Annotated in this window: 22 protein-coding genes and 2 pseudogenes; 8 read left to right on the forward strand and 16 right to left on the reverse strand. The window is 69.0% G+C overall.

Features of this window, described 5'->3' with window-relative positions:
* The first annotated feature begins 73 nt into the window (after positions 1 to 73).
* The gene (locus WAE60_RS22825; protein ID WP_337689028.1) at positions 74 to 985 is read left to right on the forward strand and encodes a LysR family transcriptional regulator; all 912 of its coding nucleotides are present in this window, start codon (positions 74 to 76) and stop codon (positions 983 to 985) included.
* 109 nt (positions 986 to 1,094) lie between these two features.
* On the opposite strand, the gene metH is transcribed toward WAE60_RS22825, so the two are convergent.
* The 9 genes from metH to WAE60_RS22870 all read right to left on the reverse strand — a co-directional run bounded on the left by metH (position 1,095) and on the right by WAE60_RS22870 (position 9,987).
* Positions 1,095 to 3,764 (reverse strand): methionine synthase, encoded by a 2,670-nt coding sequence (gene metH / locus WAE60_RS22830; RefSeq protein WP_337689029.1) that lies wholly within the window; start codon positions 3,762 to 3,764, stop codon positions 1,095 to 1,097.
* Positions 3,761 to 4,162, reverse strand: coding sequence for a DUF4259 domain-containing protein (locus WAE60_RS22835; protein WP_337689030.1), 402 nt, complete (start codon positions 4,160 to 4,162; stop codon positions 3,761 to 3,763). Before WAE60_RS22835 ends, metH begins: the two co-directional genes overlap by 4 nt.
* A 2-nt stretch (positions 4,163 to 4,164) precedes the next feature.
* Complete coding sequence (locus WAE60_RS22840) at positions 4,165 to 5,169, reverse strand: ATP-grasp domain-containing protein (RefSeq protein ID WP_337689032.1); 1,005 nt, start codon at positions 5,167 to 5,169, stop codon at positions 4,165 to 4,167.
* Between the two features lie 3 nt (positions 5,170 to 5,172).
* Positions 5,173 to 6,249 carry a homocysteine S-methyltransferase family protein gene (locus WAE60_RS22845; protein WP_029915566.1) on the reverse strand — a complete coding sequence of 359 codons (1,077 nt, stop codon included), beginning with the start codon at positions 6,247 to 6,249 and terminating at the stop codon, positions 5,173 to 5,175.
* A 95-nt stretch (positions 6,250 to 6,344) separates the two neighbouring features.
* Positions 6,345 to 7,220, reverse strand: coding sequence for a CAU/MBL1b family subclass B3 metallo-beta-lactamase (gene blaCAU / locus WAE60_RS22850; protein WP_337689035.1), 876 nt, complete (start codon positions 7,218 to 7,220; stop codon positions 6,345 to 6,347).
* Positions 7,217 to 8,161: a methylenetetrahydrofolate reductase [NAD(P)H] gene (gene metF, locus WAE60_RS22855; protein ID WP_029915562.1), complete on the reverse strand. Its 945-nt coding sequence runs from the start codon at positions 8,159 to 8,161 to the stop codon at positions 7,217 to 7,219. The genes blaCAU and metF overlap by 4 nt, the downstream gene beginning before the upstream one ends.
* A complete protein-coding gene (locus WAE60_RS22860) occupies positions 8,158 to 9,147 on the reverse strand; it encodes a metalloregulator ArsR/SmtB family transcription factor (protein WP_029915560.1) in 990 nt (329 codons plus the stop codon). The genes metF and WAE60_RS22860 overlap by 4 nt, the downstream gene beginning before the upstream one ends.
* Positions 9,148 to 9,244: 97 nt before the next feature.
* Complete coding sequence (locus tag WAE60_RS22865; protein ID WP_337689040.1) at positions 9,245 to 9,619, reverse strand: VOC family protein; 375 nt, start codon at positions 9,617 to 9,619, stop codon at positions 9,245 to 9,247.
* A gap of 2 nt (positions 9,620 to 9,621) precedes the next feature.
* Complete coding sequence (locus tag WAE60_RS22870; RefSeq protein WP_337689042.1) at positions 9,622 to 9,987, reverse strand: transcriptional regulator; 366 nt, start codon at positions 9,985 to 9,987, stop codon at positions 9,622 to 9,624.
* Positions 9,988 to 10,018: 31 nt separating this feature from the next.
* Here WAE60_RS22870 and WAE60_RS22875 point away from each other — a divergent pair.
* Both WAE60_RS22875 and WAE60_RS22880 read left to right on the forward strand, forming a co-directional pair.
* Positions 10,019 to 10,351 (forward strand): annotated as a pseudogene (locus WAE60_RS22875) (carboxymuconolactone decarboxylase family protein); the annotation flags it as partial.
* 3 nt (positions 10,352 to 10,354) lie between these two features.
* A pseudogene (locus WAE60_RS22880) lies at positions 10,355 to 10,561 on the forward strand (carboxymuconolactone decarboxylase family protein); the annotation flags it as partial.
* Here the strand turns inward: WAE60_RS22880 and WAE60_RS22885 are convergent.
* From WAE60_RS22885 to WAE60_RS22895, 3 genes are all read right to left on the reverse strand, one after another.
* Complete coding sequence (locus tag WAE60_RS22885) at positions 10,558 to 11,214, reverse strand: hypothetical protein (RefSeq protein WP_029915551.1); 657 nt, start codon at positions 11,212 to 11,214, stop codon at positions 10,558 to 10,560. The pseudogene WAE60_RS22880 and the gene WAE60_RS22885 overlap by 4 nt on opposite strands.
* Positions 11,215 to 11,220: 6 nt before the next feature.
* The gene (locus WAE60_RS22890; RefSeq protein ID WP_029915549.1) at positions 11,221 to 12,180 is read right to left on the reverse strand and encodes a 2-hydroxyacid dehydrogenase; all 960 of its coding nucleotides are present in this window, start codon (positions 12,178 to 12,180) and stop codon (positions 11,221 to 11,223) included.
* A 154-nt stretch (positions 12,181 to 12,334) separates the two neighbouring features.
* Positions 12,335 to 12,886: a type 1 glutamine amidotransferase domain-containing protein gene (locus WAE60_RS22895; protein WP_337689045.1), complete on the reverse strand. Its 552-nt coding sequence runs from the start codon at positions 12,884 to 12,886 to the stop codon at positions 12,335 to 12,337.
* 152 nt (positions 12,887 to 13,038) lie between these two features.
* Here WAE60_RS22895 and WAE60_RS22900 point away from each other — a divergent pair, with 152 nt between their 5' ends.
* Complete coding sequence (locus WAE60_RS22900; protein ID WP_029915545.1) at positions 13,039 to 13,455, forward strand: hypothetical protein; 417 nt, start codon at positions 13,039 to 13,041, stop codon at positions 13,453 to 13,455.
* 67 nt (positions 13,456 to 13,522) lie between these two features.
* Here the strand turns inward: WAE60_RS22900 and ettA are convergent, their stop codons facing one another.
* Positions 13,523 to 15,190 carry an energy-dependent translational throttle protein EttA gene (gene ettA / locus WAE60_RS22905; protein ID WP_029915544.1) on the reverse strand — a complete coding sequence of 556 codons (1,668 nt, stop codon included), beginning with the start codon at positions 15,188 to 15,190 and terminating at the stop codon, positions 13,523 to 13,525.
* 183 nt (positions 15,191 to 15,373) lie between these two features.
* Between ettA and WAE60_RS22910 the strand changes: the two genes are divergently transcribed.
* The 3 genes from WAE60_RS22910 (at position 15,374) to lepB (ending at position 20,280) form a co-directional block, all read left to right on the forward strand.
* Positions 15,374 to 16,858, forward strand: coding sequence for an alpha/beta hydrolase (locus WAE60_RS22910; protein ID WP_029915542.1), 1,485 nt, complete (start codon positions 15,374 to 15,376; stop codon positions 16,856 to 16,858).
* Positions 16,859 to 16,999: 141 nt separating this feature from the next.
* Positions 17,000 to 19,378, forward strand: coding sequence for a TonB-dependent receptor (locus tag WAE60_RS22915; RefSeq protein WP_337689048.1), 2,379 nt, complete (start codon positions 17,000 to 17,002; stop codon positions 19,376 to 19,378).
* Between the two features lie 134 nt (positions 19,379 to 19,512).
* The gene (lepB, locus tag WAE60_RS22920) at positions 19,513 to 20,280 is read left to right on the forward strand and encodes a signal peptidase I (protein ID WP_337689050.1); all 768 of its coding nucleotides are present in this window, start codon (positions 19,513 to 19,515) and stop codon (positions 20,278 to 20,280) included.
* An 85-nt stretch (positions 20,281 to 20,365) separates the two neighbouring features.
* Here lepB and WAE60_RS22925 read toward each other — a convergent pair whose 3' ends face one another.
* Both WAE60_RS22925 and WAE60_RS22930 read right to left on the reverse strand, forming a co-directional pair.
* Entirely contained in the window at positions 20,366 to 20,701 is a 336-nt protein-coding gene (locus tag WAE60_RS22925) for an EF-hand domain-containing protein (RefSeq protein WP_337689052.1), read from the reverse strand.
* Positions 20,702 to 20,938: 237 nt separating this feature from the next.
* Positions 20,939 to 22,948: an SPFH domain-containing protein gene (locus tag WAE60_RS22930; protein ID WP_337689055.1), complete on the reverse strand. Its 2,010-nt coding sequence runs from the start codon at positions 22,946 to 22,948 to the stop codon at positions 20,939 to 20,941.
* Between the two features lie 207 nt (positions 22,949 to 23,155).
* Between WAE60_RS22930 and WAE60_RS22935 the strand changes: the two genes are divergently transcribed.
* Positions 23,156 to 25,372: a S9 family peptidase gene (locus WAE60_RS22935; protein ID WP_337689056.1), complete on the forward strand. Its 2,217-nt coding sequence runs from the start codon at positions 23,156 to 23,158 to the stop codon at positions 25,370 to 25,372.
* 83 nt (positions 25,373 to 25,455) lie between these two features.
* Here the strand turns inward: WAE60_RS22935 and WAE60_RS22940 are convergent, their stop codons facing one another.
* The gene (locus WAE60_RS22940) at positions 25,456 to 25,989 is read right to left on the reverse strand and encodes an AAA family ATPase (protein ID WP_029915529.1); all 534 of its coding nucleotides are present in this window, start codon (positions 25,987 to 25,989) and stop codon (positions 25,456 to 25,458) included.
* Positions 25,990 to 26,375: the final 386 nt, after the last annotated feature.

Genomic DNA, 26,375 nt, shown 5'->3' on the forward strand with positions numbered 1-26,375 from the left:
TTTCGAACCCAGCGCAGCAGCCTATATGATTGGATGATATCCATCGCCAGAACCGATGGATGAGGATCGATCGATGTTGGACGGCGTCACCCTCGACCAGATGCGCACCTTCCTGGCCGCCGCCGACGAGGGCAGCTTCTCGGCGGCCGGTCGCAGGCTGGGCCGGGCCCAGTCGGTGGTCAGCCAGACCCTGGCCAACCTCGAGGGCCAGATCGGCGTGCGGCTGTTCGACCGCGCCGCCCGCCTGCCCGTCCTGACCGAGGCCGGCCGGGCGCTGCTGGTCGAGGCGCGCGAGGTGGCCGGGCGCATGGACGCCTTCAAGGCCCGCGCCGCCAGCCTGGCCGGCGGGCTGGAGCCCGAGGTCTCGATCGTGGTCGACGTGCTGTTCCCGATGGTGGTGCTGACCCACGCCATCGGCGACTTCCAGCATCATTTCCCGGACACCACCCTGCGCATCCATGTCGAGGCCCTGGGCGCGGTGCTGGCGCCCGTGCTGGACGGCCGCTGCGCCTTCGGGGTGCTGGGCTCGCTGCCCGACGCGCCGCCGGAGCTGACGCGCGAGCGGCTGATCTCGCTGCGCATGGTGCAGGTGGCCGCCGCAGGCCATCCCCTGGCCGCCCTGCCCGGCCCGCTGAGCCCCGAGGACGTGGCGGGTCACATCCAGCTGGTGCTGACCGACCGTTCGAAGCTGACAGAAGGCCGGGAGTTCGGGGTGTTCTCGGCCCGCACCTGGCGGCTGGCCGACATGGGCGCCAAGCACGCCTTCCTGCGCGCGGGCCTGGGCTGGGGCGGCATGCCCTGGGATCGGGTCGAGGACGACATCGCCGCCGGCGACCTGGTCGAGCTGAAGATGCGCGACGCCCCGGCCGGCGGCTACATCATGCCGATGTACGCCGCCCACCGCGCCGACACGCCGCCGGGTCCGGCGGGACGCTGGCTGATCGAGCGGCTGAAGGACACGGCGGAACGGTGTCCGGCGCCGTAGGCGGCCCAGCCCCCCTCCGGCCCTTCGGGCCACCTCCCCCAAAGGGGAAGGATCTACGCCGAGCAGATGCTCCCCCTCTGGGGGAGCTGTCGCGGAGCGACTGAGGGGGTTACGCCGCCTCGCCTCGCGCCCGAGCGGCCGGGTCATAATTGAGGATCGGCGACAGCCACTTCTCGGCCAGGGCCAGGTCCCAGCCCTTGCGGCGGGCATAGTCCGCGACCTGGTCGAGATCGACCTTGCCGACGCCGAAATAGTGGCTCTGCGGATGGCTGAAATAGAAGCCCGACACCGCCGCGCCGGGGCTCATGGCGTAGCTCTCGGTCAGGATCATGCCGGTGGCCGCCTCGGCGTCCAGCAGCTTGAACAGCGTGCCCTTCTCGGTGTGGTCGGGCTGGGCCGGATAGCCGGGCGCCGGGCGGATGCCCTGGTACTTTTCGGCGATCATCACATCGACGTCCTCGCGCTCGTCGGCGGCGTAGCCCCACAGCTCGACGCGGGCCTTGTAGTGCAGCCACTCGGCGAAGGCTTCGGCCAGGCGGTCGGCCAGGGCCGAGGCCATGATGGCGCTGTAGTCGTCGCCGGCGTCCTTGAATTTCTTGACGATCTCGTCCTCGCCGTGGCCGGCGGTGACGGCGAAGCCGCCCATGTAGTCGGCGCCCTGTCCCACCGGCGCGACGAAGTCGGCCAGGGCCAGGTTGGCCTTGCCCTCGGACTTGTCCATCTGCTGGCGCAGGGTGAACAGGCGGGTCAGCTCGGTCGAGCGGGTTTCATCTGTATAGAGAACGATGTCGTCGCCGTCGGCCTGGGCCGGCCAGAAGCCGACCACGCCCTTGGCCCCGAACCACTTCTCGGCCACCACCTTGTCGAGCATGGCGCGGGCGTCGCGATAGAGGTCGGTGGCGGCCTGACCGACGACGTCGTCCTCCAGGATCTGCGGGAAGCGGCCGATCAGCTCCCAGCTAGCGAAGAACGGCGACCAGTCGATGAACGGGACCAGCTCCTCCAGCGACGGCTCGAAGGTCCGCGCGCCGATGAAGGCCGGCTTGGGCGGGACGTAGCCGGCCCAGTCGATGGCGTACTTGCGCCTGCGGGCCTCGTCGATCGCGGTGCGGGCCTTGACCGTCTGGCCGCGGGCGTACTGCTCACGCACCTTCACGTACTCGGCCCGGGTCTCGGCGATCACCCGGTCGCGCTCGTTCGCCGACAGCAGGTTGGAGACCACGCCCACCGCCCGACTGGCGTCCAGCACGTAGGTGGTCGGACCGGCGCGATAGGCCGGCTCGATCTTGACCGCCGTGTGGGTGCGGCTGGTGGTGGCGCCGCCGATCAGCAGCGGCATGGTGAAGCCCTGGCGCTCCATCTCGGCGGCCACGAACACCATCTCGTCCAGCGACGGGGTGATCAGGCCCGACAGGCCGATCATGTCGACCTTGTGCTTCCGGGCCTCGTCGAGGATGCGGTCGGCCGGGACCATCACGCCCAGGTCGATGACCTCGTAGTTGTTACACTGCAGCACGACGCCGACGATGTTCTTGCCGATGTCGTGGACATCGCCCTTGACGGTGGCCATCAGCACCTTGCCGGCCTGCTCGCGCGGCTTGCCGGCCTTCTCGGCCTCCATGAACGGCTCGAGCCAGGCCACGGCCTGCTTCATAACGCGGGCCGACTTCACCACCTGGGGCAGGAACATCTTGCCCGAGCCGAACAGGTCGCCGACCACGTTCATGCCGTCCATCAGGTGGCCTTCGATCACGTGCAGCGGACGCTCGACCGACAGGCGGGCTTCCTCCGTGTCCTGATCGATATAGTCGGTGATGCCGTTGACCAGGGCGTGGGTGATGCGCTCATTCACCGTGCCGTTGCGCCATTCCAGGTTGGCGGTCTGGACCTGGCTCTTGTCGCCCTTGTAGCGCGGGGCCATGTCGACCAGGCGCTCGGTGTTGGAGACGTTGGTGCGCTGCGGCCGGTTGAGGATCACGTCCTCGACGGCCTCGCGCAGCTCCGGGTCCAGGGTGTCGTAGACCGGCAGGTCGCCGGCGTTGACGATGCCCATGTCCATGCCCGCCTCGATGGCGTGGTACAGGAACACCGAGTGGATCGCGCGACGCACCGGCTCGTTGCCGCGGAAGCTGAACGACACGTTCGACACCCCGCCCGAGATGCGGGCGTAGGGGCAGCGCTTCTTGATCTCGCGCGTGCCCTCGATGAAGTCGACGGCGTAGTTGTCATGCTCCTCGATCCCGGTCGCCACGGCGAAGATGTTGGGGTCGAAGATGATGTCTTCCGGCGGGAAGCCCACCTTGTCGACCAGGATGTTGTAGGCCTTCTCGCAGATCTCGATCTTGCGGGCGGCGGTGTCGGCCTGACCGACCTCGTCGAAGGCCATGACCACCACGGCCGCGCCGTAGCGCAGGCACAGCTGGGCCTGTTCGATGAACTTGGCCTCGCCCTCCTTCATCGAGATCGAGTTGACGATGGCCTTGCCCTGCACGCACTTCAGACCGGCCTCGATCACCTCCCACTTGGAGCTGTCGATCATCACCGGCACCCGCGCGATGTCGGGCTCGGCCGCCATCAGGTTCAGGAAGGTGATCATGGCCTGCTTGGAGTCCAGCAGGCCCTCGTCCATGTTGACGTCGATGACCTGGGCGCCGGCTTCCACCTGCTGGCGGGCCACGGACAGGGCGGCGGCGTAGTCGCCCTCGACGACCAGCTTCTTGAACTTGGCCGAGCCGGTGACGTTGGTGCGCTCACCGATATTGACGAAGACAGGTCTCATTGGGCTTTGCTCAAGGTCGATTGCAGGGCGGCGATCTGGGTGAGCCACGCGTCGTGGCCGTCACCCTCCTGCCAGAGTTCGTCGAGTTCGGAGGCCGGGGCCACCACGCGGGCCAGGGCCGACCGCGCCAGGGCGACCGAGCCTTCCGGCGGCGCGCCGAGGGCGGCCTTCAGCTCGCGGTGATTGTCGGGAAGGATCGTCGCCTCGCCGACCGCGGCCGCGACGATGGCAGCGGCGGCCACGGCGATCTGGCCCTCGGGGGCCTCCAGATAGCTCGCCGTCTTGGAGACGTGGTCGAGCGCCTGCGTGATCGTGCGCCAGCCGGGCGCCTCGGCCAGGTCTTCGATGAAGTCCAGCGCGTCGTCGTTGTCGAAAGGTCCGTGGGCCCAGGCGCTCATGGTCAGGCCGCCCCTTCGCCGACGCGTTTGGCGCGCGCGACCGCCAGGGCGATCTGGCCGTCCAGGAAGTCGCGGAACGCGATCCCCTGGGCCTTCAGCGACTTGGGATACAGCGAGGCGGCCGTCATGCCCGGCAGGGTGTTGATCTCCAGGAAGATCGGGCCGTTGGGGCTGACGATGAAGTCGCTGCGCGAATAGCCGCCGGCGCCCACGGTCTTGTGGGCCTTCAGGGCGGCGTCCTGCATGGCGGCGTTGATCTGCGGCGCGAAGGTGGCCGGGCAGATCTCTTCCGTCGTCTTGGCCAGGTACTTGCCGACATAGTCGAAGGCGCCGTCGGCCGGGCGGATCTCGACCGGCGGCAGGGCGAAGACCTCGCCGTCCTGCTCCAACACCCCGCAGGTGGCCTCGAAGCCGGTCACGAAGGGCTCGATCACATAGGCCTCGCGCGCGGCGGCGGCCCGAAGCGCGTCCAGGTCGGCGGCCTGGCTGACGAAGATCAGGCCGTAGCTGGAGCCGTCGGCCACCGGCTTGGCGACCAGCTTGCCGTACTGGGCCAGCGCGGCTTCCGCATCGGCCAGCTCGACCGTCGAGGGGGCGACGACGCCGGCCTTGGCCACGGCGGCCTTGGTGGCGATCTTGTCGAAAGCCAGGCGGCTGGACTGGCTGTCCGAGCCGGTGAAGGCCACGCCCCGCGCCTCGCACAGGGCCGCCAGGTCGCCGTTCTCGGCCGCGCCGCCGTGCATGCCCAGGAACAGCACCCGATCCTCGGCCTTGGCCTTGTCGAGCGCGGCCTCGATGCCGCCGATCGGCGCGCCTTCGGTCGGCAGGTCGATCTCGAACGGCCGCTCATGGCCCTGCAGCACCGCGTCGCTGGCGACGTAGACCTGGTCGTCGGGCGCCCAGAACCACAGGTCGGCCTCGGGCAGCGCCTTGGCCAGAGCCTTGGCGCTGGCCACCGAGACCAGGCGCTCGCGGCTCATGCCGCCGAAGAGAAGAGTGGTGCGCATCTCTTAAGCCAGCTCGAACGGTTCCAGGCCCGCCAGGCGCATGGCCTTGGGACGCTCGGGGATGGCCCGGGGCTTCACGCCGCGCACCTCGTCCGCCACGTGGCGGATGTGGTCGGGGGTGGTGCCGCAGCAGCCGCCCAGGATGTTGACGATGCCGTCCTTGGCCCACTCGTGCAGCTGGTGGCCGGTCTGGTGCGGCTCCTCGTCGTACTCGCCCATGGCGTTGGGCAGGCCGGCGTTCGGATAGGCGGCGACCAGGGTGTCGGCGATGCGGGCCATCTCGGCGATGTGCGGGCGCATCAGGTCGGCGCCCAGGGCGCAGTTGAAGCCCACGGCGAACGGCTTGCAGTGCTTGATCGAGTTCCAGAACGCCTCGGCCGTCTGGCCCGACAGGGTGCGGCCCGAGCGGTCGGTGATGGTGCCGCTGATCCAGATCGGCAGCTCCTCGTGGCCCTCGTCGCGCAGGTCCAGGATCGCCTTGATCGCGGCCTTGCAGTTCAGCGTGTCGGTGATGGTCTCGATCAGGAAGAGGTCCACCCCGCCCTCGTAGAGCGCCGCCACCTGCTCGCGATAGGCCTGGTAGACCTGGTCGAAGGTCACCTTGCGCGCGCCGGGGTCGTTCACGTCCGACGACATCGACAGCATCACGTTCAGCGGGCCGATCGAGCCGGCGATGAACTTCGGCGTGGCCGGGTTCTCGGCGTTCCAGCGGTCGGCCACCGAACGGCCGATGCGCGCGCCCTCGAAGTTGATGTCGCGTACGGTGACGGCGTCCAGGCCGTAGTCGGCCTGGGCGATGGTGGTGCCCGAGAAGGTGTTGGTTTCGGAGATGTCGGCGCCGGCGGCGAAATAGGCGTCGTGCAGCTCGGCCACCAGGTCTGGCCGGGTCAGGCACAGGATGTCGTTGTTGCCCTTCATCTGGCCGTCGTAGTCGGCGAAGCGCTCGGCGCGATAGTCGGCCTCGGACAGCTTCTTCTTCTGGAACATCACGCCCCACGAGCCGTCGAGGATCAGGATGCGGTCCTTGGCGGCGGCCTTCAGCGCGGCGATGCGTCCAGCTCGGGTGGTGAGATCGGTCATGGTCGGCTCCTGCCGGAGGGGGAGTCCGGCGTTCGGGGGTCTTTCTAGCGCTTCGCGAGGAAGCGGAACTCAAATCTGCCGGCGCGGGGCCGGCGTCACGGTTTGCGGGCGGCCTGCTGCTCGGCCAGCGCCTTGTCGAAGGCCGCCTCCGAGGTGGTGGCGTAGCGGGCCAGTTCGGTGGGATCGACGAAGGCGTTGACGTCGCCGCTCAGCATCTTCCTGCGCTTGGCCAGCAGGTTCCCCTGCTCCTCGTGGCTGGGCAGCATCACGTCGGTGGGCAGGGCCTTCAGCGCCGCGAAGGTGGCGCGGTAGTCGGCGACGATGGTCTTGTAGGTCTTGTTGCCCACCAGCACGTTGCCGGCCACCGAGGTCGAGCAGTTGAAGGTCACGTTCAGCGGCCGGTCGCGGTCGACCACCTGGGTGGTCCAGGTGGTGCAGCCGATCGTGTGGCCGGGCGTCAGGTGGGCGATCAGGGTGATCTCGCCCAGCTTCAGCTTCTGGCCGTCGCCGAACGCCTTATCGACATTCACGGCCGGGAACGGCGTCAGGCCGTTGTCGTTGTCGCCGAAGTGCTGGCCCTTCTCGAGCGCCGGCTCGTCGGGGCGCGAGGCCCAGACCTTGGCGCCGGTGTCGGCCTTCAACTGGGCCAGGCCGCCCGCGTGGTCGTAGTGGGCGTGGGTGTTGATCAGGATCTTCACGTCCGAGAGCTTGAAGCCCAGGGCCTGGATGTTGGCCTCGATCAGCTTGGCCCCGGCGGCCGACGGCCCGCTGTCGAGCAGCACGTGGCCCTCGGACGACGAGATCAGCCAGGCCGACAGGCCTTCGGAACCGACATAGTAGATGTTGCCGACCACCCGGTAGGGGCGGATCGGCTTGGTCCAGTTGGCCGGATCGTCGGCGTGCGCCGTCGTCCCGGCGACGCAGGTCGCCAGGGTCAGGGCCGCCAGGAGGATCGAGGCCGCCCGTTTCACGCCGCGGCCTCCGACGCCGTGGGCGCGGTCTCGCGCACGCCCAGCACGCGGCAGATCGCATAGACCAGGTCGGCCCGGTTCAGGGTGTAGAAGTGGAAGTCGCTGAAGCCCTGCTCCTGCAGCTTGGCGCACATCTCGGCGGCCACCGAGCAGGCGATCAGGCGGCGGGTGTCGGCGTCCTCGTCCAGGCCGTCGAACAGGTTGGCCAGCCAGCCCGGCACCGCCGTCTGGCAGGCGGCCGACATCTTCACCAGGCCCTTGAAGTTGGTCACCGGCATGATGCCCGGCACGATCGGGATGGTGATCCCGGCCTTGCGGACCTTGTCCACGAACCGCAGGAAGGCGTCGGTGTCGAAGAAGAACTGGCTGATCGCCAGGGTGGCCCCGGCGTCGACCTTGGCCTTCAGGACCTCGACGTCGTGATCCAGCGACGGGCTCTCGGGATGCTTCTCGGGATAGACCCCGACCAGCACGTCGAACGGCGCGATGCCCTTGATCGCCGAGGTCAGCTCGGTGGCGTTCTTGTAGCCGTCCTCGCGGGGCACATAGACGCCGCCGATGCCGCCCTCGCCCGGAGGCGGGTCGCCACGCAGCGACACGATGTGGCGCACGCCCGTCTCCCAATACTCGCGGATCACCTCGTCGACCTCGTCACGGCTGGCGCCGACGCAGGTCAGGTGGGCGGCGGGCTTCAGGGTCGTCTCTTCGAGGATGCGCTTGACGGTGCGGTGCGTGCGCTCGCGCGTCGAGCCGCCGGCCCCGTAGGTCACCGAGACGAAGGCCGGGTCCAGCGGGGCCAGGCGCTTGATCGCCGCCCACAGGTTCTCCTCCATCGCTTCCGTCTTCGGCGGGAAGAACTCGAACGAGACGCGCGGGCGGTCGGTGCGCTCGCCGGCGCGGGCGACCGGACCCAGGACGCGGCGGGGAGTAGGAACGGTCATGCGGCGCTTCTTTCAGCGTTCTTGGCGGCGGTTCGGGTCACCGGACGGCGGGCCGTCCAGATCTTGACGGTCAACCCCTCTGCGGAGGTCGGCGGCAGGGCGATGTTGGCGTCCAGGACCAGGCCGGTGGCCTCGATCCAGGGTATGATCTCGGCGTCGGCGAAGCCCAGGCGGCGATGCTGGTGGCTCTCGCGCAGGGATTCGTGGTCGTGCGGCGCGAAGTCGGCGATCAGCAGCAGGCCGCCGTCGGCCACCAGGCGCGCGGCCTCGGCCACGGCCGCGGCGGGGTCGCCCAGATAGTGCAGCACCTGGTGGACGGTCACCAGGTCGGCGCAGCCGCCCGGCAGGCCGGTGGCGAAGATGTCACCGTGGCGCAGTTCGCACCGCGCCAGGCCCGCCTTGGCCACCTCGTCGCGGGCGATGTTCAGCATCTGCTGCGACAGGTCCAGGCCCAGGGCCATCCCCGCGCGGTTGCCGAACAGGGTCAGCATGCGGCCCGCGCCCGCGCCCAGGTCGACCATCTCGTCGAAGGGCCCCTCGCCCGCCGCCTGCAGGATGGCGGCCTCGACCTCGGCCTCGTCGACGTAGAGCGAACGGATCTCGTTCCAGCGCGCGGCGTTGCGGGCGAAATAGGCCTGGGCGCCGGCCGTGCGCTCGGCGCGCACCAGGGCCAGACGTTCGGCGTCGCCCTGGACGACGGGGTCGTGCGGATCGATCAGGTCGAGGGCCTGGTCGATCACGGCGCGGCCGGGCGACTTCAGGGCCAGGCGATAGAAGACCCAGGCGCCGTCGGGAAACCGCTCGACCAGCCCGGCCTCGGCCAAAAGCTTCAGGTGACGCGAGACGCGGGGCTGGCTCTGGTCGAGGATCCGGCACAGCTCCAGCACCGACAACTCCTCGGCCGCCAGCAGGGCCAGCACGCGCAGGCGGGTCGATTCCCCCGCCGCGCGCAGCAGATCCACGACCTGTTCGGACGACACCTTCATAGGGGATATAAAGATATCTTTATGTCCGATTTGGCAAGCTAAATCCGATCCCGCGACGGCGAGACGCGACGCGGCTCAAGCGGACCGGCGCGGCAAACTATGCCTCGGCGGAAGGCTTTGACGGCTGCCAGAGCTCGATTTTGACCCCGGCCGGATCGATCAGCCAGGCGAACTTCCCCATGCCCTCGTCGTCCTGCCGTCCGGTCGGCTCCACGCCCTCGGACGCCGCGCGGGCCAGCACCCCATCCAGGTCGTCGACGATGAAGTTGATCATGAACCCGGCCTGAGACGGCTCGAAGTAGCGCGTCGCGGCGTCGAACGGCGCCCAGGTCACCGCGCCCACCTTGGGATGCTGGAACATCGCGCCCCAATCCGACACCTCCAGGCCCAGCACCCGGGCGTACCAGCCCCGCAGCGCGGCCGGATCCTCGGCCTTGAAGAACACCCCGCCCAGTCCCAGGACCTTCGCCATCCTCAGCCTCCCAGTTCGTCCGCCCAGGCCAGCGACCAGGCCATCAGCGGCCAGAGGGCCTCGATCAGCGCCGCCCCGCGCGGGCTGAGACGATAGCCGTCCTCGGCCGACACGATATCAGCGGCGCGCAGTTCCGCCAGACGGGTGTTGAGCGTGCCGGGCGGCAGCTCGGCCGCCGCCTGCAGGGCGCGGAAGGTCAGGACCCGCCCCTCGCGCAGCTCCCAGACGATCCGCAGCGCCCCGCGCCGGCCCAGCAGGTCCAGCGCCGCCATGATCGGCTTGCCGGTCGTCGAGCCGCGAACGGCGCGCCCCGGCAGAGGCGCCTCCAGGGGCGCTTCATTTTTTGTAGCAATATCGCGATCCGTCATGATACAAATTTTGTAGCATGGAGGATTTCGCATGTCGCCCAGGATCGCCCCGGCCACGCCGCCCTACCCGCCCGCCGTCGCCCAGACGCTCGACCGGCTGAAGACCCCCGGCGACGAACCGCTGTCGCTGTTCCGCACCCTGGCGCGGGACGAGCGGCTGTTCGCCCGCTTCACCGGCGGCGGCCTGCTGGATCCCGGCCGCCTGCCCCTGCGCGAGCGCGAGATCGTCATCCACCGGACCTGCGCCCTGAACCGCTGCGGCTATGAATGGGGCGTGCACGCGACCCTCTTCGCGGAGGCCGCCGGACTCGACGCCGAACAGCTGGCCGCCACCACGACGCCGGGCGTCGCCGCCTGCTGGACCCCGCGCGAGGCGCTGCTGATCGCCTTCTGCGACGCGGTCCACGTCCAGGCCGATATCGACGACGCGCTGTGGGCGCGGCTGGTCGAGGCCTTCTCTGAGGAGGCGCTGATCGAGCTGATGATGTTGGCCGGCTTCTACCGGACGGTCAGCCTTCTGGCGAACGGCCTGCGGCTGGAACCGGAGGCCTTCGCGGCGCCCTTCCCGGCCTAGCCGCAGCGGTCGGCGACCTTGGTCCAGACCTCGCGAACCGTCACGGTCGGACCGTTGGACGCGGCGGCACCGCCCAGGCTGGCCTTGAGCGCCGCCAGCTGCTGCTTGGCGGCCTCGGCCTCTTCGGGCGGACCCGAGCGGATGGTCTCCTCGATCTGGGCGATGACCGGGGCCATGGCCGCCGTCGTGCGCGGGTCCGTCCCGGCCGCCGGCGCCGTGACGATCCGGGTCTCGAACGTGTGCTCCCAGCGCCCGTCCGCCAGCCGCCGCCAGTTGGACGACAGGGTCTGGCCGCCGGCGCAGACCGCCTGCTGGCTCGAGCCGCCGCCCGGAAGGGCGCTGTACGCCCGGTTGACGCAGGCCGCCGCGCCCGGCGGCGGGGGACCCGATCCCGAGCAGAAGCGGTTGGGCCCCTGCCCCGGATAGTCCTGCCGCGTCGTGGTCCCGTCGGGGGCGGACTGCTCGACCGTGACGTTCCCCGTCGCGCCGTCGACCCGCTGCACGGATTTCAGGACCATCGGCCCCGCGTGCGAGAGAGTGGTCGTCTCGGAGTCGATCCGGTACTCGCCCGGCGACGGATGGGTCGCGTCGGCCGCCAGCACGGCGACGGCCGACACCAGGGCGATCGCGCCGCCCAGGCCGAGGGCTTTCATCCGCGCCTAGCCGTCCACCGGCGAGGCCAGGGCCTCGCCCTTGAAGAACCGACGCAGGTTCTCGACCGTCAGCCCGACCATGGCCGGGATGCTGTCCAGGGTCGCGCCGGCCGTGTGCGGCGTCAGCACGGTGTGGGGCACGCCGGCCCAGCGCGCGGCCGGGGTCGGCTCGTGGTCGAACACGTCCAGCCCCGCCATGCCCAGGCGGCCGTCCTTGAGGGCGGCGATCAGGGCGTCCTCGTCGACCAGCGAACCGCGCGCCACGTTGACCAGCAGCCCCTGCGGCCCCAGGGCGTTGAGCACGGCCTCGTTGATCATGTGCCGGTTGGTGGCGTCCGGCCGGGCGCACACCACCAGGATGTCGCTGTCGCGGGCCAGGTCCAGCAGGCTCTTGGCGCGCGGGCGCTCGGTCTCCTTGGGGCGCGGCGCCCACCACGAGACCTTCAGCTCGAAGGCCTCCAGCCGCTGGGCCACCGCCTCGCCGATATGGCCCAGGCCGACGATGCCGGCCTTGCGGCCGCGCAGGCCGTGGCGGGGGCTCATCCGCTCCATGCTGGTCCAGTGGCCGCTGCGCAGCTTCTGGTCGCCCTCGACGATGCCACGCCAGGCGGCCAGCACCAGCCCCACCGCGTGGTCGGCGACATCGGCGGCGTTCAGGCCCGTCGAATGGGTCACGGCGATGCCGTGCTGCTTGCACCACGGCACATCGACGCCGTCATAGCCGACGCTGACGCAGGCGATCAGGCCCAGCCGGGGCATCTCCGACAGCAGGTCCTTGGCCAGCACCATCTCGCCGGCGTGGACGATGGCCCGCACCTGGCGACCCGGCCCGTCGAGGAACGCCAGCCGATCCGGATAGTCCCACAGCCTGTGCACCTGGTACGCCCCCTCGAGAAGCGGCTGCAGCGGCATCAGCATCTCGTGGGAAAGGACGATGTGGGGCTTTTCGGCGGGCGTTTGGGGCATGCCTGTTCTCCATCCCGAACGACGTTGGACCAACGCGGCCCACGCCTTCGCGATCTGTACCTGAAGATCGGAATCCAGTTCGCGGGATCAAGCTACTCCAGTTCCCCGCGAACGCCATCGGCGCCCCGATCCCGGAGATGTGATCACGCGAATCCTAATGACGCCCCTCGGCGAATTCCTCGATCATCTTGGCGCAGAAGGCCGGCAGGTCGTCCGGCTTGCGCGAGGTGACCAGACCCTGGTCGACCACGACCTCGCGATCCGTCCAGTGCGCGCCGGCGTTGCGCAGGTCCAGCTCCAGCGACGGCCACGAGGTCATGTGCTTGCTCTCAACCCCGCCCGCGTTGATCAGGGTCCAGGGGCCATGGCAGATCGCCGCGATCGGCTTCTTCTGGGTGACGAAGTGGCGGATGAAGGCGATGGCCTTGGGCTCCAGCCGCAAGGCGTCGGGGTTCATCACCCCGCCCGGCAGGACGAGGGCGTCGTAGGCGGCCGCATCGGCAGAGGCCAGTTCGCGGTCCACCGGCACGGCGGAACCCCAGTCATGGCTCTTCCAGCCCTTGATCTGGCCGGCCTTGGGCGAGACCACCTCGACGCTCGCCCCGGCGGCCTTCAGGGCCTCGACGGGCGTCTCCAGTTCCGACTGCTCGAAGCCGTCGGTGGCGAGGACGGCGACCTTGCGGCCGGCGAGGGTCTGATCGGGCATGGGGCCTCCGGGCTGGCGAGGAACTGGCCAGCGAAACCCGGCCGCGCGGCGATGGGTTCCCCGCGAAAGGCCAAGCTGTGAACCGTCGCCGCGCCGAAGGGTTTCATTTGCCGACGCGTCCTTTCGGCGCGCCAGGCCTGGAGAAAACTCCCATGATGATCAGAACGCTCGCCGCAGGCGTCGCGCTGGCCGCGCTCGTCTCGGGCGCCGCCGTGGCCGCGCCGCAAGCCAAGGCGGCCGCGGCCATCGGTCCGTCGCAGCCGATCCCCTACGCCCAGCTGGACGCCTATCTGAAGGCCTCGCCCAAGGTCCGGGCCAGCAAGGACTGGTGGAGCGGCTCGGCCTCGACCGGCATGTCCACCGACACCGCCGCCACGGCCCCGCCCGCCTCGACCTCGACGACCACCGACACCTCGGTGAACCCGTCGGCTTCGACCAGCATGCCGTCGGACTCCTCGACCAGCATGCCGTCCACGCCGCCGACCATGCCGGACTCGGCCACGCCCGCGCCCGGCTCGAACCTGCCCGGCTCGACCACGACGCCCGGCGCGCCGACCGAACCGAAGTAGGCTCCGGAACGAAGACGGGGCGACCCTTTCAGGCCGCCCCGTCCGAAGTCCGACGATCCGTCCGCGCCTAGCGGGCGAACTTCTGGAACTTGATGCGCTTGGGGATCAGGCTGTCGGCGCCCAGGCGGCGCTTCTTGTCTTCCTCGTACATCTCGAAGTTGCCTTCGAACCATTCGACGTGGCTGTCGCCCTCGAAGGCCAGGATGTGGGTCGCCAGGCGGTCCAGGAACCAGCGATCGTGGCTGATGACCACGGCGCAGCCGGCGAACTCTTCCAGGGCCTCTTCCAGGGCCTGCAGGGTCTCGATGTCCAGGTCGTTGGTCGGTTCGTCGAGCAGCAGCAGGTTGCCGCCGGTGGCCAGGGTCTTGGCCAGGTGGACGCGGTTGCGCTCACCGCCCGACAGCAGGCCGACCTTCTTCTGCTGGTCGCCGCCCTTGAAGTTGAAGCTGCCGACATAGGCGCGGCTGTTGATTTCGCGCTTGCCGACGATCATCACGTCGGTGCCGCCGCTGATCTCTTCCCAGATGGTCTTGTTCGGGTCCAGCGCGTCGCGCGACTGGTCGACATAGGACAGCTTGACGGTCTCGCCGACCTTGACCGTGCCCTGGTCGGGCTGCTCGCGGCCGGTGATCAGCTTGAACAGCGTGGACTTACCCGCGCCGTTCGGGCCGATGACGCCGACGATGCCGTTCGGCGGCAGCTTGAACGACAGGTCCTTGAACAGCACCTTGTCGCCGTATTCCTTCTCCAGGCCGGTGACCTCGAGCACGACGTTGCCGAGGCGCGGACCGGGCGGGATCTGGATGTGGGCCTGGGTCTGGGCGGCGCGGGCGTTCTCCTGCGCGGCGACCATCTCCTCGTACGACGCCAGGCGGGCCTTCGACTTGGACTGACGGGCCTTGGGCGAGCTGCGGACCCATTCCAGTTCGCGGGTGAGCGCGCGCTGGCGGGCTTCCGATTCCGACTGCTCCTGGACGACGCGCTTCTGCTTCTGCTCCAGCCAGCCGGAGTAGTTGCCCTCGTAGGGGATGCCCTTGCCGCGATCCAGCTCCAGGGTCCACTTGGTGACCTGGTCCAGGAAGTAGCGGTCGTGGGTGACCAGGATCACGCAGCCCGGGAACTCTTCCAGGTGGTGCTGCAGCCAGGCCACCGACTCGGCGTCCAGGTGGTTGGTCGGTTCGTCGAGCAGCAGCATGTCCGGCTTGCTGAGCAGCAGGCGGGCCAGGGCGATGCGGCGCTTCTCACCGCCCGACAGGCTTTCGATGTTGGCGTCGTTGGGCGGGCAGCGCAGGGCGTCGATGGCCATCTCGACCTTGGAGTCGATATCCCACAGGTCGCGGGCGTCAATGATCTCCTGAAGCTTGGTCATCTCCTCCATGAGTTCGTCGGAGTATTCCTCGCCCAGCTTGTTCGCCAGCTCGTTGTATTTGTCGAAGACCTTCTTGTCCTCGCAGTCGGCGATGACGTTGCCCCAGACATCCAGGGTCGGGTCCAGCACCGGCTCCTGCGGGAGGTAGCCGCGCTTGATGCCGTCGGCGGCCTTGGCCTCGCCCGAGAATTCCTTGTCGAGGCCGGCCATCACCTTCAGCAGGGTCGACTTACCCGAGCCGTTGACGCCCACGACGCCGATCTTGGCGTCGGAGTAGAACGACAGCCAGATGTTCTCGAAGACCTTCTTGCCGCCGGGATAGGCCTTGGTCAGGCCTTGCATCTGGAAAATATATTGCTGAGCCATGGGGGGCGTCGGCCTCTTCGGTATTTTCGGATCGGGGGTCGGGCGCTCAGATAGCCTTCGGGGCGGGTTTACGCAATCTCGGCCGCTCCCGGACTCCGCCTCGCCGATGGCGAATTGTCTCGACGGCGGGTCTGTTGATACCAAGTGGGACGAGCCGCGGCTCGCCTGGGGGATTTCGCCGCCATGATCAAGCGCCTCGCCCTGCTCCTGTCGCTGGCCTTGGCGGCCCCCGTGACCGCGCAGGAGATCAAGGGCGGCCGCCACGCGGGCGAGCTCGCGGTCGCGACCGGCGCAGCGACGGCGATCGACGGCTCGTCCATGCCCTACGAGATCGGCACACTCTACGTGCCCGAAAACCGCGACAAGCCCGGGAGCCGGCTGATCGGGGTGGGCTTCGCCCGGGTGAAGGCGACCCGGCCCACCGGCGCGCCGCCGATCGTGCTGCTGGCAGGCGGGCCCGGCGCCACCATGCTCGACATCGTGCTGGACCACGACGAAGCCGCCCGGCGCAGGGTCAAGGTCTGGCAGGCCTACGCCGAGGTCGCCGACTTGGTCGTCATCGAACAGCGGGGCTACACCCTGCGGGGCGACCTGATGACCCTGAAGACCCCGCCCCTGCCTCTGGATCGGCCGGGCGCGACGGCCGACGACGTGGCCATGGTGCGCGACATGGCCCGCCGCGCCCAGGCTGCCTACCCCCGGGCGGACCTGTCCGGCTACAGCATCGGCCAGATCGCCGACGACGTGGCCGACCTGGCCCACGCCCTGGACTATCCGAAGATCAGCCTGGTCGCCGCCAGCTTCGGGTCACAGTGGGGCTTCGCGGTGATGAAGCGTCATCCGGGCCTGGTGGCGCGGGCGGTGATCACGTCGGCCGAGCCCCTGGACTACGGCTATGACATGCCGTCCCAAGTCTACGCCGTCTACCAGCGCATCGCCTGGGAGGCAGATCGGGATCCCGGCCTGAAACCTTGGATGCCGCCCGGCGGGCTGCTGGCGGCGATCGAGGCCACGCGCGCGCGACTCGAGACCGCGCCGGTGACGGTGGCCACGCCGGACGGAACGGTCGTCCTGGGCGTCGAGGACTATCAGTACGCCCTGCTGGACGCCGCCCAGCACGCGGCCGGCTTCCCACGCTTCGTGCTGGATGCCTATCACGGCCGCTATGACGCCTGGGCCCGCGACGCGATCGCCGAACGCGCCGCCGGCGAGCGCTCGCTGATCAATCCCCTGATCAACATCGGCCTGGACATGACGGCTGAGCGGAAGGCCCTGCTGCGGACCGATCCGGCCTTGCCGGTCATCGGCCGATGGGACTTCGAGTCCTACATACAGACCAAGGGCGAATGGCCCACGCCCGACGCGGGCGACGCCTTCCGGCGGCCGGTGCGCGACACGACGCCGATCCTGTTCGTGCAAGGCGACTGGGACCCCTCGACGCCGATCGAGAACACCCTGGCCATGCTGCCCTGGTTCCCCAACGCCCGGATGATGATCCTTCACCGGGCCCAGCACGGCGGGACCTTCCAGTGGCTGCGGACACGTCCCGAGCTGGCCGCCAAGGCCTACGAGTTCCTGCGCTCTGGTTCCCTGGAAGATCTGCCCAGCCAGGCGGACCTGGATCCGGTGACCTTCGCCCGGCCCGAAGCCCCGCCCCCGAGCCCGTAAGGCTTTCAACGTCGTCATCGTTTGTTCGCCGGACTGTCGAACAGTCGACACACGGCCGTCGCCGAGGCGTCACCGAGCACTGTTACCGCAGCTCTCCAAGCCGGCGCCGCTCCCCTGAGCGCCGGCGTGGGGATCCAATCGATGAAACGACACCTGATGCTGGGCGGGGCCTTGTGCGCCCTGCTGTCGGCCACGCCGCTCCTGGCCCTGGCCGCCGAACCCGCCGCGGCCGCGGCTCCCGCCGACGCCGCTCCGGCCGACGCCAACGAAGTCGACGCCGTCATCGTCCTGGGCCAAGGCCAGAGCCGCCAGGTCCAGACCATCAACACCACCCAGATCGAAGTCCTGGCCGCCGGCTCCAGCCCGCTGCGCGCCATCGAGAAGCTGCCGGGCGTCAGCTTCCAGTCGGCCGACGCCTTCGGCGCCTACGAGTGGTCGACCCGCGTCGCCATCCGCGGCTTCGACCAGAGCCGCCTGGGCTTCACCCTGGACGGCGTGCCGCTGGGCGACATGAGCTACGGCAACTACAACGGCCTGCACATCAGCCGCGCCGTCACCAGCGAGGACCTGGGCAAGGTCGAGCTGGCCCAGGGCGCCGGCTCGCTGTCGACCGCCTCGACCTCGAACCTGGGCGGCACGCTGCAGTTCTTCACCCGCGACCCGTCGCAGGAGTTCCACGTCCAGACCAACGCCACCCTGGGCTCGGACTCGATGTACCGGGTGTTCGGCCGCGTCGACACCGGCGCCATCGAAAGCCTGGGCGGCCTGCGCGCCTACGTCTCGGCCGTCGACCAGAAGGCCGACAAGTGGAAGGGCGGCAGCGAGCAGAAGCAACGCCAGTACGACGCCAAGATCGTGCTGCCCCTGGGCGAGGCCGGCTCGCTGACCGCGTTCTATAACCACTCCGAACGCCGCGAGCAGGACTACCAGGACATGTCGTTCGACATGATCAAGCGCCTGGGCCGCGACTGGGACAACTTCCAACCCGACTGGGCCAAGGCCATCGGCGTCGCCACCGTGCTGAACAACCCGGCCTACTACGCCGGCCCGACCCCGATCCTGAACGGCGGCTACTGGACCGGCGCGGGGACCAACCCCTACGCCCAGTACGGCGTGGCCACGCCCGACGACGCCTACTACGCCGGCGCCGGCATCCGTGACGACGACATCTACGCCGTCACCCTCAAGCACGACCTGGGCGACAAGGCCCGCTTCGACCTGACGGGCTACGGTCACAAGAACCAGGGCCAGGGCCTGTGGTACACGCCCTACACCGTCAGCCCCGGCTACGGCACGGTGGGCTCCAACGCCGCCCCGCTGTCGATCCGCACCACCGAGTACGACATCGACCGCAAGGGCCTGATCGGCAACGTCTATGTCGACCTGGGCAGCCATGCGATCAGCGCCGGCTTCTGGACCGAGGACAACGACTTCCACCAGGCCCGCCGGTTCTACGCCGAGACCCTGGACCACCCGTCGCGCGACCCGCTGGACTTCCAGTCCAACCCGTTCCTGACCTCGTGGGAATACAAGTTCAACACCAAGACCACGACCGGCTACATCCAGGACGTCTGGTCGGTGACCGACGCCCTGAAGGTCAACTTCGGCTTCAAGGCCCTGAAGGTCGAGAACGAGGTCAAGTCGATCGTCGGCAGCCTGAACGGCAAGATCGAGAGCAAGGACAGCTTCCTGCCCCAGATCGGCGTCGTCTATGATCTGGACAACGGCGTGGAGCTGTTCGGCGGCTACACCGAGAACATGGCCGCCTTCGTCTCGGCCGCCACCTCGGGTCCGTTTGCCTCGCAGAACCAGGCCGTGGTCGACTACATCCGCGACAACCTCGAGCCCGAGACGTCCAAGACCTTCGAAGGCGGCGTGCGCTACCACAACGACCGCTTCCAGGGCGTGGCCGCGCTCTACCACGTCGACTTCGAGAACCGCCTGGACAGCGCCAGCACGGCCCCGCCGATCCTGGGCCTGCCCGCGGTGCTGTCGAACGTCGGCGCGGTCGAGACCAAGGGGATCGAGCTGGCCGGCCAATACCGCCTGACCGACGCCTGGTCGCTGTACGGCTCCTACGCCTACAACGACTCCCAGTACAAGGACGACGTCCCGGGCGCGAACGGCGCGGTGGCCATGCACACCGAGGGCAAGGACGTGGTGTTCACGCCCAAGCACCTGCTCAAGGGCACGCTGGGCTACGACGCCGGCCTCGGTCTCTTCGCCAATCTCGGCGTCAGCTACACCAGCTCGCGCTGGTACACGTTCGAGAACAACGGCGGGAAGGTCGACGGCTTCACCGTCGCCGACCTCACCGTGGGCTACCGCTTCAACGGCGAAACCAACGCCTGGCTGCGCGGCCTCGAAGTCCAGGCCAACATCACCAACCTGACCGACGAGGACTACATCTCGACGGTGGGTTCGGGCGGCGCGGCCAAGGCCGACCCGGCCGGCACGGCCATGACCCTGCTGCCGGGCGCCCCGCGCCAGTACTACGTGACGATCCGCAAGCAGTTCTAGGCTTCGGCGTCAAAGCATCGAGAGGGGGTCGGAAGCACGTCTTCCGGCCCCTTTCTCGTGTCCGGACAGGATTCCGCCGCTGTCCCGACAGGGCTTTGCTGGTCTTTCGCGGCGGGGCGGGCCGTTCTGCGGACATGACCGAGACACATCCCTCCCCCGCCCGATCCGCCGCCGGCCTCGGCCGCGAGATCCTCGACATCGCCCGCACCGTCGGCCTGGCCCTGACCATCGCCCTGGCCTTGCGGATCGTGCTCTTCCAGCCCTTCACCATCCCCTCGTCCTCGATGGAGCCGGGCCTCGTCACCGGCGACTACATCGTGGTCTCCAAGCTGGCCTACGGCTGGAGCCGCGCGTCGCTGCCCCTGAACCCGCCGCTCTTCGAGGGACGCCTGGCGGAGCGCACGGCTCGACGCGGCGACGTGGTGGTGTTCCGGCTGCCGCGCGATCCGTCCCAGACCTGGATCAAGCGCGTGATCGGCCTGCCCGGCGACCGGGTCCAGGTCCGAAACGGCCAGGTCTTCGTCAACGGCCAGGCCCTGGCCCAGGCCCCCATCGGCCTGACCTGGGACCACGATGCGCCGGACCGGCGGGTGCTGGCCGCCGAGGAGCGCGCGCCCGACGGCCGCCGCTACGTCACCTATGACGGCGGACCTGGCCAACCGGGCGACGACACCGACGTTTATGCCGTGCCGCCGGGCCAGTATTTCGTGATGGGCGACAACCGCGACAACTCGCTGGACAGCCGCTTTCCGCGCGAGCTGGGCGTGGGCCTGCTGCCGGCCGAGAACCTGGTGGGCCGGGCGAAGGTCGTGCTGCTGTCGTGGCGACCGGGCGCGTCGATCCTCAAACCCTGGACGTGGCTGGACCTGCAGTGGGACCGGTTCCTGAAGCCGATCCGGTAACGGCTGGGGACATGCCCTCGCGGCGTGTCCCCATCAGCATGCACCGAGCCAGGACTTGGGGACACGCCCAAGGGCATGTCCCCGGCTAGCGCGCGTTGAACTCCTCGCGGCTCAGCACGCCGTCGTGGTTGGCGTCCAGGTGCTCGAAGGCCGCGTGGGCGGCGAGCGGTCGGGCCAGCGAGGGGGCGGCGACCGCGCCGACGGCCAGGCCCGCCACGGCGGCGGCCACGACCCGCCACACCAGGTTGGACCGGCCGGGCCTGGCCGTCCGGCCTTGCAGTTCCTGATCGATGAAGACGCGGACCGCCTCGCTGGCCGTGCGCCGCGTCTCGCGGCACCGCGTCATGAAGGCGACCTTGGTCTCGTACGGCAGACGGACCTCGAGCATCTCGCTCTTCTTGGGCGGCTTGCCAGCGCTCATGGGAACATCCTCTCGGCCTAGGCCCGAGAGCTAGCATCTTTCCAAGCGGCCAAAAAGAAAGCCCGGACCAAACGGACCGGGCTTTTGAAGTCGTTAGGGAGGAAACGCCCAGGAAGGGCAGAGGCGCTCGGCGCCTCACGGGGCTGCTGGTACCGCTAACAGCGTGCGATTGCAAGCGATTCCCAACACGGAAGGCGCGGCGAGCTGACGCACCCGTCGCTCGCCGCTTCCCCCGCCCTACACGGCCGCCTCCTCCTCGTACTGGACCGGGGCGGCCTCGACCGCCAGGCCCAGCTTCTCGGACATCAGCAGAGTCAGCAGGGCCTGCATGACGCCGCCCGAAGCGCCCTCGCCGCCCGCGCCGGTGATCTGGACCTTGGGCACCACGTCGACGCCGCTGGTCTCCAGGGCCTCGGCGAAGCGCTCGGCCACCTGGCGGGCCAGCTGGTAGCGGGCGCCGCCCGAGGCCTCGACCTGGCTGGCGATGGCCTCGGCGGTGGCGAGACCGACCTTGGTCACCTTCTCGGCCTCGGCCCGCGCCAGGGCCACGACCTTGCCGGCCTCGCCCTCGCCGAGCAGGCGGGTGGCGTCGGCCTCGGCCTTGGCCAGGGTCCGGCGCTGCTGGGCCTCCTGCTCCGAGCGGGCCAGGTTGGCCTTACCGGCGTTCTGCTGCACCTGGATCGACAGCTGGCTCTCGGTGATCGCCGTCTGCTGCTTGGCCAAGGCCTCGGCCTCGCGCAGCTCGCGCTCCTTCTGGGCGGCGAACTTCTGCCGCTCGTAGGTGCCGACCTGCTCGTCGGCGATCTGCCGCTGGCGCAGCTGGGTCAGGATCTTCTCGATCTGGTCGTCGCCGCTGGCCGAAGGACGCGGCGTGCCGATCAGAACCTCCTGCAGCTCCAGGTTATAGAGGCCGAACTTGGCCTTCATCTCCTCGCTGGACTGGCCCTGGATCGCGCTGCGGTCCTGCAAGAGCTCAATCAGGGTGCGGGTCTGGCCGATGTTCTTGAAGTAGGCGCTGACCATCGGGTCCAGGGTCTGCTCGACCAGCTTCTTGATATCGCCGAACCGTTGGATGACCAGCGGCGCCTTGCGGTAGTCGATGTGCACCACGACCGAGACCGGCAGGGTCGGCTCGAACGCGTCGCGGGTGATCAGCGACACCTCGGCCAGGTTCTCGTCGAACTTGTGCGAGCCCACGGCCATCGTCTCCCACTTCAGGATGAAGTTGGTGGTCGGCACCATGGTCACGCGGCCGGCATAGGTGTTGAAGGCGTACTTGCCCGGCAGCAGCGGATCGCGCCACACGCCGCGCTCGCCGTTGGCCACCAGCTCGCCGTGGCGATAGCCCTCGCCCGACGTGTCGGCGCCCAGCGCGCCCGTATAGGACACCACCACGCCCACCTGGCCGACCTCGACCACGGTCTTGTTGATCCGCTCGACGGTCGCGAACAGCCGGTTGATGTAATAGGTGCCTTCGACCAGCACCTGCAGCTGGCGACCCTTGCGGCCGCCGGCGGCCAGGAACTTGCCGGCCTCCTGGAAGCTGTTGTGGAAGGTCGCCGGATCGTCCGGGTCGCCGCCCACCAGCGGCGCGATCAGCTCGCCCGACGGCAGCCCTGGGCCGTCATGCACGGTGATCACCCCGATCTGGTCGTCGGCGTCCTTGATCACGACCGGCTCGAAGCCGCCGCGCTCCTCGATGATCTCCGACATCTGGGCCAGCAGGGCCGCCTCGTCGCGGTCCAGGCTGAGGGCGAAGGTCCGGTCCTTGGTCACCACCACGAACTGGGCCAGGTTTATCGCATAGGCGCCTTCGCGCAGGATCTTGCGCTGCGGGCCCTTCTGGCCGCCGGCCTCGAGGAAGGCGCGGGCGTTCTGGAAGTCGACGCCCTCGGGGTGCGTCGCCAGGGCCTGGTCGGCCTGCAGCGGCGCGCCGTCGCGGGCGAAGACGTAGCCGATCCGCCCCTGCGGGATCGTCACCAGGGTCTGGACGTGCAGCCGGTACTGGAACGGGAAGAAGAAGTGCAGGCCGCCGCGCAGGACGTCGGGCTGGAAACCCGCCTCCTCCTTCAGCGCGATCAGGCCGCCGGCGATCGAACCGCGCCGGCTCCACAGCTTCTCAACCACCGCCACGCGGTTGTTGCCGATGTAGCGGACCATGCCCGACAGCGCGACGAACGCCGCCGCGGCGAGCACGACGAAAAGCGCCGAACCGACCAGCGGTCCCAGCGCCAAGACGTTAGACATTTAGGTAGCCCCATATGGCCGCCTGGGAAGCGATCATCGCTCCATGAAACAGCGGCCACGCTTCAGGTATGCATGCTGCAGCGCAGCGCAATCATGGGGCGATCACATCGGATCACGGACGCGAGAACTTCGTTACGGGAAGTTCATCCGGTCCGGCCCCACATTCCCTGCTGACAACGGCGGCGCTTCCCCATAGCGTCCCGCGCCATGATCAGACCCTCGCTCCTGGCCATCGCGGCCTGCCTCGCCCTTTCGTCGCCGGTTCTGGCGGAAAAACTGACCCCCGAGCGGATCTTCGCCGACCCGGCCCTGAACGGCCCCACGGCCAAGGGCGTGGCCCTGTCGCCGGACGGCAAGCGGGTGACCTATCTGAAGGGCAAGGCCGAGGCGGCCAATGTCCAGGACCTGTGGGCGGCCGACGTCAAGGGCGGCGAGCCCTATCGCCTGATCGACTCCGCGGCCCTGTCGTCGGGCGGCAAGGAGCTGTCGGAAGCCGAGAAGGCCCGCCGCGAACGGGCCCGCGTCTCGGCCCGCGGCATCGTCGAATACAGCTGGGACGAGGAAGGCCGCTTCATCCTGGTGCCGCTGGACGGCGACCTCTATCTGGACAGCGTCGCCGACGGCAAGGTCACCCGCCTGACCCAGACCCCGGGCGACGAGGTCGACGCCAAGGTCTCGCCCAAGGGCGGCTTCGTCTCCTACGTCCGCGACCAGAACCTCTACATCAAGCCGGTGGCGGGCGGGGCCGAGAAGGCCCTGACCACCGAGGGCAAGGACGCCCTGTCGTTCGGCACGGCCGAGTTCGTCGCCCAGGAGGAGATGGACCGCTTCACCGGCTACTGGTGGAACCCCAGCGAGACCAGCATCGCCTACACCCGCGTCGACGAGAGCACGGTCGACATCATCCCGCGCGCCGACATCGGCCCGGGCGGCGCCACCGTGGTCGAGCAGCGCTATCCGCGCGCCGGCCGCCCCAACGCCGTGGTCGACCTGTTCGTCCAGGACCTGGCTTCGGGCAAGACCGTCCAGATCGACCTGGGCCCGAACAAGGACATCTATGTCGCCCGCGTCGACTGGTCGGCCGACGGCAAGACCCTGTACGTCCAGCGCCAGACCCGCGACCAGAAGACGGTCGAGCTGATCGCCTATGACCCGGCCACCGGCCAGGGCAAGACGATCGTCACCGACACCGACGCCCACTGGATCGAGTTGGGCGACGACTTCCATCCGCTGAAGGACGGCACGTTCCTGTGGTCGTCCGAGAAGTCGGGCTACAAGCACCTCTACCACTACGCCGCCAGCGGCAAGCTGATCGCCCAGATCACCCAGGGCGACTGGCCGGTGAACGCCCTGGAGGGCGTGGACGAGGCCCGCAAGACGGCGATCTTCTCGGCCTCGATCGACACCCCGCTGGAGCGCCGCATCTACGAGGTCAGCTACGCCAAGCCCGGCAAGCCCAAGGCCCTGACCCCGGCCGGCGGCTGGTGGACCGCCAAGGTCGCCGAGACCGGCGGCGCCTTCACCGCCGGCTACAGCGATCCCAAGACCCCGCCGCAGACCGCGCTCTATGACAACACCGGCAAGCGCGTGCGCTGGATCGAGGAGAACAGGCTCGACGCCAGCCACCCCTACGCGCCCTACGCCGCCACCCTGCCCGTCCCCGAGTACGGCACGCTGAAGGCTTCGGACGGCGAGGTGCTGCATTACGAGATCCTCAAGCCGGTCGGCTTCGACCCGGCCAAGAAGTATCCGGCCATCGTCTCGGTCTATGGCGGCCCGCACGCCCAGACCGTCAGCCGCAGCTGGCAGAAGGTGTCGGAGCGTCCTTACCTGGAAGACGGCTACGTCATCTTCAAGCTGGACAACCGCGGCAGCACCAACCGCTCGGCCAAGTTCAAGCGGGCCCTGGACCGTCGCATGGGCACGGTCGAGGTCGAGGACCAGCTGGCCGGCGCCAAGTTCCTGGCGGGCCTGCCCTATGTCGACGCCGACAAGCTGGGCGTCATGGGCTGGTCTTACGGCGGCTTCATGACCCTGATGCTGATGACCGCGCCGGACACCCCGTTCAAGGCCGGCGCCGCCGGCGCTCCGCCCACGGAATGGGGTCTGTACGACACCCACTACACCGAGCAGTTCATGGGCAAGCCGGACGAGAACAAGGACGGCTACGCCAATTCCGACGTGCTCAACCGCCTGAAGAACCTCAAGCCCGGCAGCCTGCTGCTGCTGCACGGCATGGCCGACGACAACGTCATCTTCGAGAACAGCACCCGCCTGATCGCGGCGCTGGAGACCAAGGCCATCCCGTTCGAGATGATGCTCTATCCGGGAGAGCGCCACAGCGCGCCCGGCAGCAAGACCAAGGGCCTCCACGTGCTGAAGACGCACCTGGAATTCTTCGATCGGCAGCTGAAGGGGCAGTAGGCGAAGCGGGGGACACGCCCTTGGGCGTGTCCCCAGAGCTCGCACGGCGGTTGGGGACACGCCGCAAGGGCATGTCCCCGCCCCTACTCCGTCCCGAGCCTCTCCAGCACGAACTCAGCTCGAGCGCCGACGCCGGCCTTCGGCAGGATCGTCACCGCGTAGTCCAGCCGCTCATAGGCTTCCAGCAACCGCCCATACTCCGCCGACGCCGCCTCGAACCCGTGGAGCCGCTCCGGGTCGTTGACGTAGATCTCCGGCCAGGGTGGGGCCAAGAACACTTGGCGGTGGTAGCGATGGGTCCGGCCCAGCGGCTCTAAAGCCGCTTCGCCCGTCGCGTGCTCCAGGGCCGCCGCGGCGTCGACCAGGCCCCGGTCGAAGAACACCCAGCCTTCGGCCACCGCCGCGACCTCGCGATCCGCTAGGGCCATGGCGACGGCCCGCCGCGCGAAAGCCGCCGGATCGACCCAAGGTAAGGCCGCCCCGTCGCCGGCCAATTCCTCCAGCACGATCCGCCGCCCGGGTTCCTCCACAATGACATGGCCTCGCCGCCGGAGTTCCTCCAGCAAGGTCGACTTGCCGCCGCCGGAACAGCCGGAGATCACGACGAAACGGTTCAAGGTCGAGCCTCCTTCCAATTCCCCCTCTCTCTTTGAGAGAGGGAGGGACCCGCCGCGAAGCGGTGGGAGGGTGAGTGGTTACAGTCTCTCAGGACGAAGCGGTGACGAAGACGGATCTGGATCGACGGCCGTACCGACAGTGGACATCTGGATTGTTTCGAAAGGGCTCGACGGCTGCGGGTTTGCCGGCCGGCGGTGAAACCACTCACCCTCCCACCGCCTGCGGCGGCGGGCCCCTCCCTCTCTCAAAGAGAGAGGGATTCTGAAGCGCCTATCCTATGCGGATAGCGAACGAACCCGAGCGAAATCAACGTCCTGAACTTTCTCGACCCCGATCTGTCCCCACCTTCCAAACCCGCCGTATCCTGTACCCACCTCGCCGCACC

The organism is Caulobacter sp. CCG-8, from assembly GCF_037402475.1.
Taxonomy (GTDB): Bacteria; Pseudomonadota; Alphaproteobacteria; order Caulobacterales; family Caulobacteraceae; genus Caulobacter.

Excerpts from the sequence above, each read along its gene's own strand:
- WAE60_RS22825 (WP_337689028.1), top strand. The coding sequence starts at position 74 with ATGTTGGACGGCGTCACCCTCGACCAGATGCGCACCTTCCTGGCCGCC.
- metH (WP_337689029.1), bottom strand. The coding sequence starts at position 3,764 with ATGAGACCTGTCTTCGTCAATATCGGTGAGCGCACCAACGTCACCGGC.
- WAE60_RS22835 (WP_337689030.1), bottom strand. The coding sequence starts at position 4,162 with ATGAGCGCCTGGGCCCACGGACCTTTCGACAACGACGACGCGCTGGAC.
- WAE60_RS22840 (WP_337689032.1), bottom strand. The coding sequence starts at position 5,169 with ATGCGCACCACTCTTCTCTTCGGCGGCATGAGCCGCGAGCGCCTGGTC.
- WAE60_RS22845 (WP_029915566.1), bottom strand. The coding sequence starts at position 6,249 with ATGACCGATCTCACCACCCGAGCTGGACGCATCGCCGCGCTGAAGGCC.
- metF (WP_029915562.1), bottom strand. The coding sequence starts at position 8,161 with ATGACCGTTCCTACTCCCCGCCGCGTCCTGGGTCCGGTCGCCCGCGCC.
- WAE60_RS22860 (WP_029915560.1), bottom strand. The coding sequence starts at position 9,147 with ATGAAGGTGTCGTCCGAACAGGTCGTGGATCTGCTGCGCGCGGCGGGG.
- WAE60_RS22865 (WP_337689040.1), bottom strand. The coding sequence starts at position 9,619 with ATGGCGAAGGTCCTGGGACTGGGCGGGGTGTTCTTCAAGGCCGAGGAT.
- WAE60_RS22870 (WP_337689042.1), bottom strand. The coding sequence starts at position 9,987 with ATGACGGATCGCGATATTGCTACAAAAAATGAAGCGCCCCTGGAGGCG.
- WAE60_RS22885 (WP_029915551.1), bottom strand. The coding sequence starts at position 11,214 with ATGAAAGCCCTCGGCCTGGGCGGCGCGATCGCCCTGGTGTCGGCCGTC.
- WAE60_RS22890 (WP_029915549.1), bottom strand. The coding sequence starts at position 12,180 with ATGCCCCAAACGCCCGCCGAAAAGCCCCACATCGTCCTTTCCCACGAG.
- WAE60_RS22895 (WP_337689045.1), bottom strand. The coding sequence starts at position 12,886 with ATGCCCGATCAGACCCTCGCCGGCCGCAAGGTCGCCGTCCTCGCCACC.
- WAE60_RS22900 (WP_029915545.1), top strand. The coding sequence starts at position 13,039 with ATGATGATCAGAACGCTCGCCGCAGGCGTCGCGCTGGCCGCGCTCGTC.
- ettA (WP_029915544.1), bottom strand. The coding sequence starts at position 15,190 with ATGGCTCAGCAATATATTTTCCAGATGCAAGGCCTGACCAAGGCCTAT.
- WAE60_RS22910 (WP_029915542.1), top strand. The coding sequence starts at position 15,374 with ATGATCAAGCGCCTCGCCCTGCTCCTGTCGCTGGCCTTGGCGGCCCCC.
- WAE60_RS22915 (WP_337689048.1), top strand. The coding sequence starts at position 17,000 with ATGAAACGACACCTGATGCTGGGCGGGGCCTTGTGCGCCCTGCTGTCG.
- lepB (WP_337689050.1), top strand. The coding sequence starts at position 19,513 with ATGACCGAGACACATCCCTCCCCCGCCCGATCCGCCGCCGGCCTCGGC.
- WAE60_RS22925 (WP_337689052.1), bottom strand. The coding sequence starts at position 20,701 with ATGAGCGCTGGCAAGCCGCCCAAGAAGAGCGAGATGCTCGAGGTCCGT.
- WAE60_RS22930 (WP_337689055.1), bottom strand. The coding sequence starts at position 22,948 with ATGTCTAACGTCTTGGCGCTGGGACCGCTGGTCGGTTCGGCGCTTTTC.
- WAE60_RS22935 (WP_337689056.1), top strand. The coding sequence starts at position 23,156 with ATGATCAGACCCTCGCTCCTGGCCATCGCGGCCTGCCTCGCCCTTTCG.